This window comes from Georgenia phoenicis (assembly GCF_047302425.1).
Taxonomy (GTDB): domain Bacteria; phylum Actinomycetota; class Actinomycetes; order Actinomycetales; family Actinomycetaceae; genus Oceanitalea.
Genome location: NZ_CP154855.1, coordinates 1,217,907 through 1,232,037, shown reverse-complemented (window position 1 = coordinate 1,232,037; position 14,131 = coordinate 1,217,907). Strand labels below are relative to the sequence as shown.

Here is a 14,131-nt window from a genome sequence, read left to right as displayed (position 1 = left end):
TGTTCTCTCGACGCTAAGTGCGCTGTCGGCGACACGTGCGCTGTCGGCGGGAGGGGCGGGGGTTTCTCCGCGAGACCTTCACGTGCAGGCCTGGCCGCTGTCGGTGGGCGGGCGTACCGTCGAGGGAGGTACAGCACCGGAGGAGATCCCCATGGCCCGCAGCACCTGGAAACGCTGGCTCCCGGCCGGCGCCGCCGTCGCGCTCGTCGCCGGCACGGTGACGATCACCTCGCAGGCGGGCGCGGTCGACCTGCCGGACAAGTCTCCGCAGGACGTCCTCACCCTGCTCCTCGAGCAGGACGTCGCGGCCTACTCCGGCACCTTCGAGACGAGCGCCGATCTCGGCCTGCCGGTCCCCTCGGACATCGACCTCGGCCCCGGTGGCCCCGAGCTCGACGACCCCGAGCTCGCCGGCCCGGGCGCCGCAGGCACCGCCGAGGCCCAGGAGGCCCTGGCCGCCCTCGAGCTGCTCACCGGTGACAACACCGGCCGTGTCTTCGTCGGCGAGCAGGGGGCCCGCTTCCAGCACATCGACGGGCTGGACGAGCGCAACGTCGTCCTCACCGAGGACGACGTGTGGTTCTACGACTCCGCGACGAACGAGGCCACCCACCTCCTCCTGCCGGACGTCCCCGCCGAGCACAAGGCTGCGCACCGGCCCAGCGGCCCGCTGCCCACCCCGGAGGAGCTCGCCGCGGCAGCCGTCGAGGCGCTCGAGCCGAGCACCGAGCTCAGCGTCGGGCAGGACGAGAGCGTCGCGGGCCGCGACGCCTACACCCTCACCCTCACGCCCCGCGCGGAGGAGACCCTCGTCGCGGGCGTCACCATCGCCGTCGACGGCGAGACGGGCTTCCCGCTCGGCGTCACCGTCACTGCCCGGGACCAGGCCGAGCCGGCCCTCCGGGCGCAGTACACCGAGATCGACTTCGCCGCCCCGGACCCCGGGCTCTTCGACTTCTCCGCGCCCGCCGGCGCGAGCGTCGAGGAGGAGACCCTCGAGCTCCCCGAGCACGGCGCGGCACCCGACCACGCGGCCGTGCCCACCGCTCCGGCCGGTGACGTGCTCGGCGAGGGCTGGGCCACGGTCGTCGTCGTCCCGGGTGTCGCGCTGCCGGACGACGCGCTGCTCGACCAGCTCACCGAGCCCGTCGACGGCGGCCGGCTGCTGTCCACCGCGCTCATCGCCGTCCTCCTCACCGACGACGGCCGGGTCCTCGCGGGTGCGGTCGACCCCGGCCACCTGCAGGACCTCGCGGGCCGGTGACCGAGCTCGCCGTCGAGACCCACGGCCTGACGAAGCGTTTCGGGCGCCAGCTCGCCGTCGACGACCTCGACCTCGCGGTGCCCCGCGGCAGCGTCTTCGGCTTCCTCGGCCCCAACGGGTCAGGCAAGACGACGACCATCCGCATCGTCCTCGGCCTGGCGGCCGCGAGCGCCGGGAGCGTCCGGGTCCTCGGCGAGGACATGCCGGGGGACCTGGGCAGCGTGCTGCCGCGGGTCGGGGCGCTGGTCGAGGGCCCGGCCGCCTACCCCTTCCTCTCCGGCGAGGCGAACCTGCGCCGCCTCGACGCCGCCGACCGCCACGCCTCCCCCGCCACCCGCTCCCGCCGCGTGGCCGAGGCGCTCGAGCGCGTGGGCCTGAGCCACGCCGGCCGCAAGCGGGTGCGCGCGTACTCCCTCGGCATGAAGCAGCGCCTGGGGATCGCCGCCGCACTCCTGCGCCCGCGCGAGCTCCTCGTCCTCGACGAGCCGACCAACGGCCTGGACCCGCAGGGCACCCGCGAGGTGCGCAACCTCGTGCGCTCCCTCGCCGACGGCGGCGCCACCGTCGTCGTCTCCAGCCACCTCCTCGCCGAGATCGAGCAGATCTGCACCCACGCCGCCGTCATGCGCACCGGCCGCCTCGTCGCGCAGGGCAGCCTCGCCGAGCTGCGCGGCCTCGGCCGCAGCCGCCTGCGCGTCCTCACCCCCGACCCCGGCCCGGCACGTGCCGAGCTCGCCCGGCTCGGTCTCGCCGTCGCGGACGACGACGCCGTCACTCGCGAGGACCGTGCCGCCGCCGTCGTCGCCACGCTTCCCGACGACGGCGCACCGCTGCCCGAGACCGTCGCCGCCGCGCTCGTCGCGGCGGGAGTGCGGCTGCGCGGCTTCGGCGTCGAGCAGGACACCCTCGAGGACCGCTTCGTCGCGCTGACCGGGGAGGGTTTCGACGTTGCCCAGTGACGCCCCGCCCACCGAGCCGCCGGCCGCCGGCAGCGGCCGCTCGCTGCTCGCCTCCGAGCTGCGCCTCGTCCTGGGCCGGCGCCGCACGTGGGCGATGCTCATCGCGCTGGCCGCGATCCCGGTGCTCATCGCCGTCGTCGTCCGGATCGCCTCCGACCCGCCCGCGCCGGGCGAGGGTCCGCCCTTCCTCGACCGCGTCACGCAGAACGGGCTGTTCGTCTCGATCACCGGGCTCGTCGTGACGATCCCGCTGTTCCTGCCGCTGACCGTGGGGGTCGTCGCCGGGGACACGGTCGCGGGCGAGGCGAACCTCGGGACGCTGCGCTACCTCCTGCTCACGCCGGTGCGGCGCGGGCGGCTGCTCCTCGTGAAGCTCGCAGGGGCGGCGGCCTTCTGCCTGGCGGCGACGCTGAGCATCGTCGTCGCGGGCTCCGTCGTCGGCGCCCTGCTCTTCCCGGTGGGGCCGGTGACGCTCCTGTCCGGGGACACGGTCGGCGCCTGGGAGGCGCTGGGCCGCGCGCTGCTCGTCGCCCTCTATGTCACGGTCTCGCTGCTCGGGCTGACCGCCGTCGGGCTCTTCATCTCCACGCTCACCGTCGTGCCGGTGGGGGCGATGGCCGCGACCGCCGTCCTCGCCGTCGTCGTCCAGGTCCTCGGCTCACTCGACCAGCTGGCCTGGCTGCACCCGTGGCTGCTGAGCGAGCACTGGCTCGGCTTCGCCGACCTGCTCCGCCAGCCGGTGCGGTGGGACTCTTTCGTCGACAACGCGCTGCTCCAGGCGGCCTACGTCGCCGTCTTCGGCGCGCTCGCCTACGGGCGCTTCACCACGAAGGACGTGCTGTCCTGAGCCGGGTGCGCACCCACGACGCACCCGGCCCGGACTGCTAGCGGTCGACGCGCGCGCTGCCGCCGCCGGCCAGCTTGAGGACCTCCTCCTTGGTCACCATCGAGGTGTCGCCCGGGGTGGTCATCGCCAGGGCGCCGTGCGCGGCGCCGTACTCGACGGCGGTCTGCAGGTCCACGCCCTCGAGCAGCCCGTAGACCAGCCCGGAGGCGAAGGAGTCGCCGCCGCCGACGCGGTCGAGGATCTCGACGCCCGTGCGGTGCGTCGCCTGCACGACGCCGGTCTCCCGCGACCAGGCGAGCGCGCCCCAGTCGTTGTCGGAGGCGCTGTGGACGGTGCGCATCGTGTTGCCGATGACCTGGAAGTTCGGGTACGCCTCGGCGGCGCGCTCGATCATCGCGGCGAAGCTGTCGACCTCGAGGGCGGCGAGGTTCTCGTCGACCCCCTCGACCTCGAAGCCGAGGGAGGCGGTGAAGTCCTCCTCGTTGCCGATCATCACGTCGATGTACTTGGCGATCTCCTTGTTGACCTCCTGCGCCTTGGCCTGCCCGCCGATGTCCTTCCACAGGCTGGGGCGGTAGTTGAGGTCGTAGGAGACGACAGTGCCGTGCTTCTTGGCGGCGGTGACCGCCTCGATGACGACCTCGGCGGTCGTCTCGCTGAGCGCGGCGAAGATGCCGCCGGTGTGCAGCCAGCGGGCACCGAGCGAGCCGAAGAGGTGGTCCCAGTCGATGTCGCCCGGACGCAGCTGGGAGGCGGCGGTGTGCCCGCGGTCGGAGACGCCGACCGCGCCGCGCACGCCGTAGCCGCGCTCGGTGAAGTTCAGCCCGTTGCGTGCCGCGCGGCCGAGGCCGTCGAAGGGCACCCACCGGATGTGGGAGACGTCGACGCCGCCCTGGAGGATGAAGTCCTCGACGAGGCGGCCGACGTGGTTGTCGACGAGCGAGGTGACGACGGCGGTGCGCAGCCCGAAGGCGCGGCGCAGGCCGCGGGCGACGTTGTACTCCCCGCCGCCCTCCCAGACGCGGAACTCCCGCGTCGTGCGGATGCGCCCCTCACCGGGGTCGAGGCGGAGCATGACCTCCCCCAGGGAGACGGCGTCGTAGCGGCACTCGTTGGCAGGTCGGATGGTCAGAGCCATGGTGTCCTCCGGTCGGTCAGCGGCGGGCGAGGGCGACGGCCTCGGCCGTCAGCGTGGTGATCTGGTCGAACTGGCCGGCGGCGACGAGGTCGCGCGGCGCCATCCACGAGCCGCCGACGGCGACGACGGCGTCGATGTCGAGGTACTCGTGGAGGTTCTTGGCGCCCACTCCCCCGGTGGGCACGAAGCGCACGCCGCCGAAGGGCGCGCTCAGCGCCTTGATCGCCGCGGCGCCGCCCGAGGTGCCGGCCGGGAAGAACTTCACGGTGTCCAGCCCCAGCTCGAGGGCGGCCTGGACCTCGGTGGCGGTGACGGCGCCGGGCAGCGGGAGCACCCCGTGCTCCCGGCAGCGCTCGACGACGGCGCGGCTCAGGCCCGGGGAGACGACGTAGCGGGCGCCAGCCTCGACCGCCTGGTCGACCTGCTGCGGGGTGAGCACCGTGCCGGCCCCGACGAGGATGTCGCCGCGGTCGGCCATCGCGCGGATGGCGTCGGGGGCGGCGGCCGTCCGGAAGGTCACCTCCGCGACGGGCAGCCCTCCCTCGACGAGGGCGGCGGCGAGGGCGTCGGCGTGGGCGGCGTCGTCGAGGACGACGACGGGCACGAGACGGGCCGCGGTGAGTTCGGAGAACACGTCCATGGGTCAACCGTTCTGCTAGGTGAAACGCACGTACTGCGTGCTGAAACGATGGTGCCATGCGCGGGGACGCCGATCAAGCGTTCCCGCGACTTCCGGACCGACGGCCGGCGCAGACGGCGCTCAGGCGCGAGGAGGCAGCGAGGTCCCGGCGGGCAGGAGGGGCGGCAGCACCCGGTAGATGCGGTCCTGGAGCCAGCCCATGCGCTCGTCGGTCATCCGCTCCGCCGGCGCGGTGACGCTGAGGGCGGCGACCGGGACCTGGCCGCTGAGCAGCGGGACGGCGACGCAGCTGATGCCCGCCTCGTTCTCCTCGCGCTCGACGGCGTAGCCGCGCTCCCGCGCGGACTCCAGGGCCTGCCACAGGCGCTCGGCCGTGACGGGCGAGGGCACGCCGTCGACCGCCTGCGCGGCCTGGACGTACCCGTCGAGCACCTCCCGGCGGGTCCCCCGCGAGGCGAGGAGCGCGCGGCCCAGGGCCGTGGTCGCCGCGGGCCGGCGGTGCCCGACGGCGGACCACACCCGCACCGAGCGCTGCGGCTCGACCTTGTCGAGGTAGAGCACGTGGGCGCCGTTGAGCACCCCGAGGTGGACGAGCTCGTCGACCTCCACGGAGAGAGCGACCAGGGCGGGGTGGAGGAGCAGGGGCAGCTGCTCGTCGTCGAAGTAGCGCTCGTGCAGGCCGATCGCGGCCGGGCCGAGGAGGTAGCCGCCCGTGGCCTGGTCCTGGGTGACGAAGTCGCGGAAGCGCAGCGCCGCGAGCGCGCGGTGGACGGTCGACTTGTTGAGCCCCAGCTCGGCGGCGAGCTCGGCGAGGCTCGCGCCGCGGGCGCCCGCCCGCGCGAGCGCGTCGAGGACGAGCAGCGCGCGGTCGACCGCCTCGACCGGTGATCCGCCCGTCGTCGCCATGCACCCTCCTCGATCTGCCGCCACCACCGTAGCGGCGCTCGCCTCCTGCACGGGCACAGCGCGACCGCCCAGCTACCATGCCAGGCTTGTATACAAGTCGTCCGAGCTCGGGTAGCGTCCCGCCCACGCGACGACGCGAGGAAGGACCACCGATGCCGGCACAGCGCACGAGAGTGAGCCGCCGTGAGGCGTACGGGTACCTGCGCGAGCGCATCGTGCGCCTGGACCTGCCGCCCGGCTCGGCGATCTCCGAGAACGAGGCGGGCGCGGCGCTCGGGGTGTCCCGCACCCCGGTGCGCGAGGCGATGATGCTCCTCGCCGAGGAGGGGCTCCTCGAGGTCGTCCCCCAGGTGGGCACCTTCGTCTCCCGCGTCGACCACCGGCGCGTGCGGGAGGCGCAGTTCCTGCGCGAGGCGGTGGAGCTCGCCTCGCTGCGCTCCATCGAGGGCCCGCTCGACGAGGAGGTCGTCGCCGGCCTGCGGGCCAACCTCGAGCAGCAGGCCGCCGTGGCCGACGACCTCGAGGCCTTCTTCGAGCTCGACGAGGCCTTCCACCGGGGCCTCATGGCCCTCGCCGGCCACGAGAGCTCGTGGGCAACGGTCGCCGCCGCCAAGACCCATCTCGACCGCGCCCGTCGCCTGGGCATCAAGCAGCAGGACTCCTCCGAGCGCTTCGTCGAGGAGCACCGCGCGATCTTCGCGGCCCTCACCGCCCCCGACCTGGCCGCCGCGGAGGATCTCCTGCGCGCCCACGTCCGCGTGATCTTCGAGGACATCGAAGCGGTGCACGCGGAGCACCCCGAGCTGTTCGTCGGCAACCCCGACGCCCGCCCCGTTCGTCGTTCGGTCATCGTCTGGGAATGAGCCCAGGCGCCGGCCCCCACCCGTGAAAGGCACCATGAGCACCATCGAGAAGGTCGACGTCCTCGTCGCCGCCCCCGGGCGCAACTTCGTCACCCTGCGCATCACCACCTCCGACGGCGTGACCGGGCTGGGAGACGCCACCCTCAACGGCCGCGAGCTCGCCGTCGCCGCCTACCTGCGCGACCACGTCGCTCCCCTGCTCGTCGGCCGCGACCCGGCGCGCATCGAGGACACCTGGCAGTACCTCTACAGGGGCGCGTACTGGCGCCGCGGCCCGGTGACGATGACGGCAATCGCCGCCGTCGACGTCGCCCTGTGGGACATCAAGGGCAAGGTCGCCGGGCTGCCCGTGTACCAGCTGCTCGGCGGCCGCTCGCGCGACGCCGTCATGGTCTACGGCCACGCGAGCGGCGCGGACGTCCCCGAGCTCATGGACGACGTCGCCCGCTTCCAGGAGGCCGGGTACCAGGCCATCCGCGCGCAGACCGGGGTGCCGGGCCTGGCGGGGAGCTACGGGGTGCGCAAGGGCGCGATCTACGAGCCGGCGAGCACGGCGCTGCCCGAGGAGCAGCCGTGGTCCACCGAGCAGTACCTCGCCTTCGCGCCGCGCTACCTGCGGGAGGTCCGCGAGCGCTTCGGCTTCGACTTCCACCTCCTCCACGACGTCCACCACCGCCTCACCCCGATCGAGGCGGCCCGCTTCGGCAAGGAGGTCGAGGAGCTGCGCCTGTTCTGGATGGAGGACCCCACCCCGGCGGAGAACCAGAAGAGCTTCCGGCTCATCCGCCAGCACACGACGACCCCGATCGCCGTCGGCGAGGTCCTCACGAGCATCTGGGACGTCCAGCAGCTCATCACCGAGCAGCTCATCGACTACGTGCGCACCTCGGTGTCCCACGCCGGCGGCATCACCCACCTGCGCCGCATCTTCGACCTCGCGGCGCTCTACCAGGTGCGCAGCGGCTCCCACGGGCCCACCGACCTGTCGCCCGTGTCGCTCGCCGCGGCGGTCTCCGTCGACGTCGCGATCCCGAACTTCGGCATCCAGGAGTACATGGCCTTCGCGCCCGACACCCTCGAGGTCTTCCAGGGCGGGGCACGCTTCGAACGCGGCATGCTCTACGTCTCGGAGGAGCCCGGGCTCGGTATCACCTACGACGAGAAGCTCGCCGCGCGCTTCCCCTACGACCCGAAGTACCTGCCGGTCGCCCGGCGCCTGGACGGGTCGGTCCACGACTGGTGACGCGGACCTCCTGAGCGCCCGGGAACTTCGGGAGGCCCGCGCGCGTTGAGCCTCCCGTGGCGCCCTGCCCTAGCATGGCGCCTACCCTGCCCCCGGCCCTCGAAGGACCATGGACGAACCCTGTAGTCCCAGCACCCAGACCATCCGCACCGCCGCCAGGGGGTGCATCAGATGATCTGGGTGCTCTCCCTCCTGCTGGGGATCCTGGTCATCCTCGCCATCACCGCGGTGACCGGCTACTTCGTGGCCCAGGAGTTCGCCTACATGGCGGTCGACCGGTCCCGGCTCGCCGCCCGCGCCGAGTCCGGTGACGACGGCGCCCAGCGCGCCCTCAAGGTCACCCGCCGCACCTCCTTCATGCTCTCGGGCGCCCAGCTCGGCATCACGGTGACGGGGCTGCTCGTCGGCTACGTCGCCGAGCCCCTCGTCGGCCAGGCGCTGGGCGACGCGCTCGGCGGTGTTGGCGTCCCCACGGGCGTGGGCATCGCCGTCGGCACCGTCCTCGCCCTCGTCCTGTCGACGCTCGTCCAGATGCTCTTCGGCGAGCTCTTCCCCAAGAACCTCGCCATCGCCAAGCCGGAGCCGGTCGCGCTGTGGCTGGCCCGCTCGACGAACATCTACCTCGCCGCCTTCGGCTGGCTCATCAAGGTCTTCGACGCCGCCTCCAACGCGCTGCTGCGTGTCCTGCGGATCGAGCCCGTCCACGACGTCGAGCACTCCGCCACGGCCCGCGACCTCGAGCACATCGTCGCCGACTCCCGCGCCAGCGGTGACCTCCCGGCCGACCTGTCGGTGCTCCTCGACCGCATCCTCGACTTCCCCCGCCAGGACGTCGAGCACGCGATGATCCCCCGCGCCCGCGTCGGTGCCGTCCGCGCCGACCAGACCGTCGGGGAGATCCGGGCGCTCATGGCGACCGGCCACTCCCGCTACCCGGTGCTGGACGAGGAGGACGACGTCGTCGGCGTGGTCCACCTCGTCGACCTGCTCACCGGCACCGTTCCCGACGACGCGACGGCCGCCGAGCTGCAGCGTCCCGCCCTCGTCCTGCCCACGGCGATGGCCCTGCCCGACGCGCTGCGCGAGCTGTCGGCCAGCCGCAACGAGATGGCGTGCGTCGTCGACGAGTACGGCAGCTTCACCGGCGTCCTCACCCTCGAGGACCTGGCCGAGGAGGTCGTCGGGGAGATCACCGACGAGCACGACGAGCCCGAGCGGCCCGCGCTCGCCCCGCACGACGACGGCAGCTGGACCATGGCCGGGGACGTCCACATCGACGAGGTCGAGCGGGCGATCGAGCACGACCTGCCCCGCGGGGACTACGAGACCGTCGCGGGCCTCGTCATCGAGGTCCACGGCTCGCTGCCCGAGGTGGGCCAGACCGTGACCGTCGACCTGCCGCCCGACCCGGCGTACCTCGCGCTGCCCGAGCCACCGCCCGACAAGCAGCTGCACGTCGAGGTCCTCGACGTCGAGCGGCACGTGCCCGCGCTCGTGCGCGTCACGCTCGCCGACCAGCCCGAGGACGAGGAGACCGACCGATGAGCAACCCCTGGGTGGTCGCCGTCGCGACCGTCGCCATCATCGCGCTCAGCGCCTTCTTCGTCGCCGTCGAGTTCGCGCTCCTCGCCGCCAAGCGCCACCGCCTCGAGGACGCCGCGGCGACCAGCCGCGCCGCCCGCGCGGCCCTGCGCAGCTCCACCGAGCTCACCGTCCTGCTCGCCGGCTCCCAGCTCGGCATCACCGTGTGCACGCTGGCCCTCGGCGCCATCACCAAGCCCGCCGTCCACCACTGGATCACCCCGGTGGTCAGCGACCTCGGGGCGCCGTACTGGGTGGCCGACGTCGTCGGCTTCGTCCTCGCGCTCGTCGTCGTCACCTTCCTCCACCTCGTCGTGGGGGAGATGGCGCCGAAGTCCTGGGCGATCGCCCACCCGGAGAAGTCGGCGACCCTGCTCGCGCTGCCGATGCGGGCCTTCATGGTCCCCACCCGCCCGATCCTCATCGCCCTCAACAGCGCCGCGAACTGGTGCCTGCGCAAGGTCGGGGTCGAGCCGGTGGACCAGGTGGGCAACGGGCAGAACCCGGACGACCTGCGCCACCTCGTCGAGCACTCGGCGAGCGTCGGGGCGCTCGAGGTGGCCTACTCCGCCCAGCTCTCCGGCGCCCTCGACCTGCGCCGCCTCACGGTCGCTGACCTCGTTGCGGACAGCTCCGCGCCGGTGATGGTCCCGGAGACGGCGACGGCGGGTGACGTGCGCCGGGTGGCCCATGAGACCGGGCACCTGCGCATCCTCGTGCGCCCGCGCGGCTCGGTGGCACCCACCGGCGTGCTCCACGTGCGCGACACGCTCCTGCTCGACGACGACGCGCCAGTGGCCGAGCTCGTCAAGCCGGTCTTCACGCTCGAGGCGAGCCTGCCGCTGCACACCGCGCTCACCCGGATGCGGGAGACGTCCAACCACCTCGCGGTCGTCCAGACCGCCGAGCGCGGGACCGCGGTGGCGACGCTCGCCGACGTCCTCGCGCACCTCTTCCCGCGCACCACCGCCGCGGGCCAGGGCGGCACCGCCCGCCCCGTCCCCGGCGGCCGGTAAGAACCCCGCTCTCGGCGAAGGGCGCGCAACACCCTTCGCCGAGAGCTGGATCCTCCGTAGCCTGGGGCCATGAACGTCCGCTGGGCCGACGTCTCCGAGGCGCCCGTCGTCGCGCGCCTGCTGCACGACTTCAACACCGAGTACGACACCCCCTCCCCCGGCGTCGCGGTCCTCACCGCCCGCCTGGAGGAGCTGCTCCCGGCCGGCCGGACGACGGCGCTGCTCGCCGGTGACCCTGCGGCGGCCGTCGCGCTCCTCACCTCCCGGCCGAACGTCTGGTACGACGGCCCGGTCCTGCTGCTCGACGAGCTCTACGTCGTGCCCGAGCTGCGCGGCCGCGGGATCGGCACGGCGGTCATGGAGCGGCTCCTCACCGACGCCGCCGCGCAGGGCGTGTCGCTCGTCGAGATCAACGTCGACGAGGGCGACGTCGACGCCCAGCGCTTCTACGAGCGCCACGGCTTCGCCAGCGGCGACGTCCGCCCCGAGGAGCGCGCCTTCTACTACTCCCGCGAGCTGCGCTCCCCGATCGCGTCCTGACCGCCGCGCGTCGCGGCGCCACCGCCCAGCCACCGTGCCAACCTGGTCGCGTCCCCGTCCCGACCACCGAGGAGATGGCACGTGCCCCTCCCCCGCGCGCTCGTCCTCGCCGGCCACGGCCGCTATGCCGACCACTGGCACGACCACGCCGCCACGTCCCACGTCCTCGCCGGGATCCTGGGGGCGGCGGGCCTGGCCGTGACCGTCCGCGGCACCTTCCGCCAGGCTTTCCGCGACCTGCGGAGCTTCGACCTCGTCGTCGTCAACGCCGGCCGCGGGCGCCCCGACCCGGACTTCGACGGCGACGACGCCTCCTGGGCCGGCGCCCACGACGCGGTCCGCGACTACGTGAGCGGGGGCGGCGCCCTCCTCGGGGTGCACCAGGCCGCCAACACCTTCGGGGACAGCCCGCACTGGGCCGGCCTGCTCGGCGGGCGGTGGGTCGACGGTCACTCGATGCACCCGCCGCAGGACCTCGCGCGCTTCACCCCGGTCGGCGACCACCCCATCGCCACAGGGCTGGGCACCGTCGTGGCCGACGACGAGCAGTACTGCGAGCTCGTCGTCGAGCCGGACTCGCGGCCCTTCCTCGTCACGGAGCACGAGGGTCGCGAGCACCCGGTCGCCTGGGTGTCCGCGGCGGGACGCGTCGTGTACGACGCCCTCGGGCACGACGTCGGCTCCTACGCCTCACCGTCCCGGGTGGAGCTGCTGCGCCGCGAGATCGGCTGGCTGCTCGAGCCTCGATGACGTGAACGCTGCAAGGGCTTGCACCGCTCGTTATCGCCCGCAGGGCGCGGGATGCACGCGGCGGTATGTCACGTTTCGGACACGTCCTTGACCTGACGCTGCGAGCGCCTGCACACTCCTCGCACACACAGGGAGGTGTGATGCGAGCCACTGCACACGACGTCGGCCGGCTGGCCGGCGTGTCCGTCTCGACGGTCTCGCGTGCGCTCACTGCGCCGGACAAGGTCTCCCCCGACACCCGCCGACGGGTCCTCGAGTCCGCCGAGCAGCTCGGCTACCGGCCCAGCCGCGCCGCCCGGGACCTCGCCACCGGCCGCACGGAGAACATCGGCCTGGTCATCCCGGACCTCGAGAACCCCTACTTCTCCTCGATCACCAAGGCCGTCCACGCCCGCGCCCACGCGCTGGGCTTCCACCTCTTCGTCACCGACACCGACGAGGACCCGCGCCAGGAGCCGGACGTCATCCGCCGGCTCGCCCGGGACGTCGACGGCATCATCCTGTGCTCCCCGCGCACCGACACCGACCAGCTCCTCGCCCACGCCCGCGAGACCCGCATCGTCCTCGTCAACCGGGAGACCGAGGGGCTGGACACCGTCGTCCCCGACAACGCCGACGGCGTGCGCCAGGCCCTGCGCCACCTCGCCGCCCTGGGGCACCGGGAGGTCGCCTACGCCGGTGGGCCGGGGCGCTCGTGGGCCGACGCCCAGCGGCGCGTCGCCGTCGCCACCGTCGGCGCGGAGCTGGGACTGAGCACCCACGACCTCGGCACCTTCATGCCCTACTTCTCCGGCGGGGTCGCGGCCGCCGACCTGCTGCTCGCCAGCCCGGCCACCGCCGTCGTCGTCTTCAACGACCTCATGGCCCTCGGCCTGCTCGACCGCGTCAAGGGACGCGGGGTCGAGGTCCCCCGCGACCTGTCGATCGTGTCCTTCGACGACATCATGTTCGCCTCCGCGGTGACTCCCCACCTCAGCTCGGTGGCCTTCCCCAACCGGCTCATGGCCCGCCAGGCCATCGAGCTCCTCCTCGCCGACGACGGGTCGGCACCCGCACGTCACCTGCTCCCCATGGAGCTCAAGGTCCGGGCCAGCAGCGGCCCGGCCCCCACCCAGTGACCCCCGCCCGGTGACGACGCCGGGCACCGACGAAAGGCAAGTGCCATGCGCAGGACCCGCCCTCTGCAGCTCGCCGCGATCGCCGCCACCGCCGGCCTCGTGCTCGCCGCGTGCTCCCCGCCCGACACCGGCAGCGACGACGACGGCGCCGCGCCCGCCGCCACCGGCGAGGTGCCCGAGACGCCCTCGGAGCCCGTCACCCTCAACATCCTCGACGTCGCGGGCAACATCAAGCTGACCGAGGGGATGATCGACCAGTTCGTCGAGGAGCACCCCGACGTCGTCTCCGCGGTCACCTGGGAGTCCGGCGGCGCGCCGGACCTCGTCGGCGCCGTCAAGCCGCAGGTCGACTCCGGCAACCTGTCCATCGACCTCGTCCTCACCGGCAACGACGGCCTGTCCGCCGGCATCGACCAGGACCTGTGGATCCCCGTCGTCGACGAGTACGGCGACCGCCTGGGCAACCAGGAGAACTACCTCGAGCCCGCGGCCGCGATGCAGGAGCTGGCGGACGGCTACGGCGTCGTCGTCACCTACTACCCCTCCGGGCCGCTGCTCCAGTACAACCCCGAGGTCGTCACCGACGTGCCCTCCACCCCCGAGGAGCTCCTCGCGTGGGCCGAGGCCAACCCCGGGCAGTTCGGCTACGCCCGCCCGGCCAACTCCGGCCCCGGCCGCACCTTCCTCATGGGCCTGCCCTACCTCCTCGGCGACGAGGACCCGAGCGACCCGGAGAACGGGTGGGACAAGACGTGGGACTACCTGCGCGAGCTCAACCAGTACGTCGACAACTACCCCACGGGCACCGGCCAGGTCATCACGAACATGGCCGACGGCACGTGGAGCCTCATCCCGACGACCACCGGCTGGGACATCGAGCCCCGCGCCGACGGGCGTGAGCCGGCCGAGATCGAGGCCGCGGCCTTCGACGACTTCACCTGGGTGACCGACGCGCACTACGCCGTCATCCCGCAGGGCCAGAGCGCGGACAAGATCTCCGCGATCCTCCAGCTCCTCGAGTACATGCTCACCCCCGAGGTCAACGCCATCGCCTACGACACCGGCTACTTCTACCCCGGCCCGGCCGTCGAGGGCGCCACCCTCGACCTCGCGCCGGAGGAGAGCCAGCAGGTCATCGCCGAGTTCGGTCGCGACTGGTACGACGAGCTCATCGAGACCATGCCGACGACGACGCCGCTGCCGCCCGAGCAGATGGTCACCGCCTTCGACATCTGGGACCGCGAGATCGGTGCGGGGAAGTACTGA

The 14,131-nt window shown here is 73.4% G+C and carries 14 protein-coding genes; 11 read left to right on the top strand and 3 right to left on the bottom strand.

The features are described 5' to 3' along the window. The first annotated feature begins 151 nt into the window (after window positions 1–151). Genes AA0005_RS05920 through AA0005_RS05910 form a run of 3 tightly spaced genes read left to right on the top strand, consistent with a single transcriptional unit; the run spans window position 152 to window position 3,070 of the window. Window positions 152–1,264, top strand: coding sequence for a LolA family protein (locus AA0005_RS05920; protein ID WP_413452486.1), 1,113 nt, complete (start codon window positions 152–154; stop codon window positions 1,262–1,264). Continuing rightward, a complete protein-coding gene (locus AA0005_RS05915) occupies window positions 1,261–2,223 on the top strand; it encodes an ABC transporter ATP-binding protein (protein ID WP_413452485.1) in 963 nt (320 codons plus the stop codon). Before AA0005_RS05920 ends, AA0005_RS05915 begins: the two co-directional genes overlap by 4 nt. After that, complete coding sequence (locus tag AA0005_RS05910; protein WP_413452484.1) at window positions 2,213–3,070, top strand: ABC transporter permease; 858 nt, start codon at window positions 2,213–2,215, stop codon at window positions 3,068–3,070. The genes AA0005_RS05915 and AA0005_RS05910 overlap by 11 nt, the downstream gene beginning before the upstream one ends. Window positions 3,071–3,107: 37 nt before the next feature. Here AA0005_RS05910 and AA0005_RS05905 read toward each other — a convergent pair whose 3' ends face one another. The 3 genes from AA0005_RS05905 to AA0005_RS05895 all read right to left on the bottom strand — a co-directional run bounded on the left by AA0005_RS05905 (window position 3,108) and on the right by AA0005_RS05895 (window position 5,754). After that, window positions 3,108–4,208, bottom strand: coding sequence for a sugar kinase (locus AA0005_RS05905; RefSeq protein ID WP_413452483.1), 1,101 nt, complete (start codon window positions 4,206–4,208; stop codon window positions 3,108–3,110). Window positions 4,209–4,224: 16 nt separating this feature from the next. Continuing rightward, a complete protein-coding gene (gene eda, locus AA0005_RS05900) occupies window positions 4,225–4,848 on the bottom strand; it encodes a bifunctional 4-hydroxy-2-oxoglutarate aldolase/2-dehydro-3-deoxy-phosphogluconate aldolase (RefSeq protein WP_413452482.1) in 624 nt (207 codons plus the stop codon). Between the two features lie 120 nt (window positions 4,849–4,968). Further along, a complete protein-coding gene (locus AA0005_RS05895) occupies window positions 4,969–5,754 on the bottom strand; it encodes an IclR family transcriptional regulator (protein WP_413452481.1) in 786 nt (261 codons plus the stop codon). A gap of 152 nt (window positions 5,755–5,906) precedes the next feature. Between AA0005_RS05895 and AA0005_RS05890 the strand changes: the two genes are divergently transcribed. The 8 genes from AA0005_RS05890 (at window position 5,907) to AA0005_RS05855 (ending at window position 14,131) form a co-directional block, all read left to right on the top strand. Then, entirely contained in the window at window positions 5,907–6,617 is a 711-nt protein-coding gene (locus AA0005_RS05890) for a GntR family transcriptional regulator (RefSeq protein ID WP_413452480.1), read from the top strand. A gap of 34 nt (window positions 6,618–6,651) precedes the next feature. Then, window positions 6,652–7,860 (top strand): D-mannonate dehydratase ManD, encoded by a 1,209-nt coding sequence (gene manD, locus AA0005_RS05885; protein ID WP_413452479.1) that lies wholly within the window; start codon window positions 6,652–6,654, stop codon window positions 7,858–7,860. 171 nt (window positions 7,861–8,031) lie between these two features. Beyond that, window positions 8,032–9,405, top strand: a complete 1,374-nt coding sequence (locus tag AA0005_RS05880; RefSeq protein ID WP_413452478.1) for a hemolysin family protein — start codon at window positions 8,032–8,034, stop codon at window positions 9,403–9,405. Further along, window positions 9,402–10,457, top strand: coding sequence for a CNNM domain-containing protein (locus AA0005_RS05875; RefSeq protein WP_413452477.1), 1,056 nt, complete (start codon window positions 9,402–9,404; stop codon window positions 10,455–10,457). The genes AA0005_RS05880 and AA0005_RS05875 overlap by 4 nt, the downstream gene beginning before the upstream one ends. A 69-nt stretch (window positions 10,458–10,526) precedes the next feature. After that, window positions 10,527–10,997 carry a GNAT family N-acetyltransferase gene (locus AA0005_RS05870; RefSeq protein WP_413452476.1) on the top strand — a complete coding sequence of 157 codons (471 nt, stop codon included), beginning with the start codon at window positions 10,527–10,529 and terminating at the stop codon, window positions 10,995–10,997. 81 nt (window positions 10,998–11,078) lie between these two features. Next, complete coding sequence (locus AA0005_RS05865) at window positions 11,079–11,747, top strand: ThuA domain-containing protein (protein ID WP_413452475.1); 669 nt, start codon at window positions 11,079–11,081, stop codon at window positions 11,745–11,747. Between the two features lie 140 nt (window positions 11,748–11,887). Further along, on the top strand, window positions 11,888–12,865 hold the full coding sequence (locus AA0005_RS05860) for a LacI family DNA-binding transcriptional regulator (RefSeq protein ID WP_413452474.1): 978 nt from the start codon (window positions 11,888–11,890) through the stop codon (window positions 12,863–12,865). 45 nt (window positions 12,866–12,910) lie between these two features. Continuing rightward, window positions 12,911–14,131 carry an extracellular solute-binding protein gene (locus AA0005_RS05855; RefSeq protein WP_413452473.1) on the top strand — a complete coding sequence of 407 codons (1,221 nt, stop codon included), beginning with the start codon at window positions 12,911–12,913 and terminating at the stop codon, window positions 14,129–14,131.

Excerpts from the sequence above, each read along its gene's own strand:
- AA0005_RS05920 (WP_413452486.1), top strand. The coding sequence starts at position 152 with ATGGCCCGCAGCACCTGGAAACGCTGGCTCCCGGCCGGCGCCGCCGTC.
- AA0005_RS05905 (WP_413452483.1), bottom strand. The coding sequence starts at position 4,208 with ATGGCTCTGACCATCCGACCTGCCAACGAGTGCCGCTACGACGCCGTC.
- eda (WP_413452482.1), bottom strand. The coding sequence starts at position 4,848 with ATGGACGTGTTCTCCGAACTCACCGCGGCCCGTCTCGTGCCCGTCGTC.
- AA0005_RS05895 (WP_413452481.1), bottom strand. The coding sequence starts at position 5,754 with ATGGCGACGACGGGCGGATCACCGGTCGAGGCGGTCGACCGCGCGCTG.
- AA0005_RS05890 (WP_413452480.1), top strand. The coding sequence starts at position 5,907 with ATGCCGGCACAGCGCACGAGAGTGAGCCGCCGTGAGGCGTACGGGTAC.
- manD (WP_413452479.1), top strand. The coding sequence starts at position 6,652 with ATGAGCACCATCGAGAAGGTCGACGTCCTCGTCGCCGCCCCCGGGCGC.
- AA0005_RS05880 (WP_413452478.1), top strand. The coding sequence starts at position 8,032 with ATGATCTGGGTGCTCTCCCTCCTGCTGGGGATCCTGGTCATCCTCGCC.
- AA0005_RS05875 (WP_413452477.1), top strand. The coding sequence starts at position 9,402 with ATGAGCAACCCCTGGGTGGTCGCCGTCGCGACCGTCGCCATCATCGCG.
- AA0005_RS05870 (WP_413452476.1), top strand. The coding sequence starts at position 10,527 with ATGAACGTCCGCTGGGCCGACGTCTCCGAGGCGCCCGTCGTCGCGCGC.
- AA0005_RS05860 (WP_413452474.1), top strand. The coding sequence starts at position 11,888 with ATGCGAGCCACTGCACACGACGTCGGCCGGCTGGCCGGCGTGTCCGTC.
- AA0005_RS05855 (WP_413452473.1), top strand. The coding sequence starts at position 12,911 with ATGCGCAGGACCCGCCCTCTGCAGCTCGCCGCGATCGCCGCCACCGCC.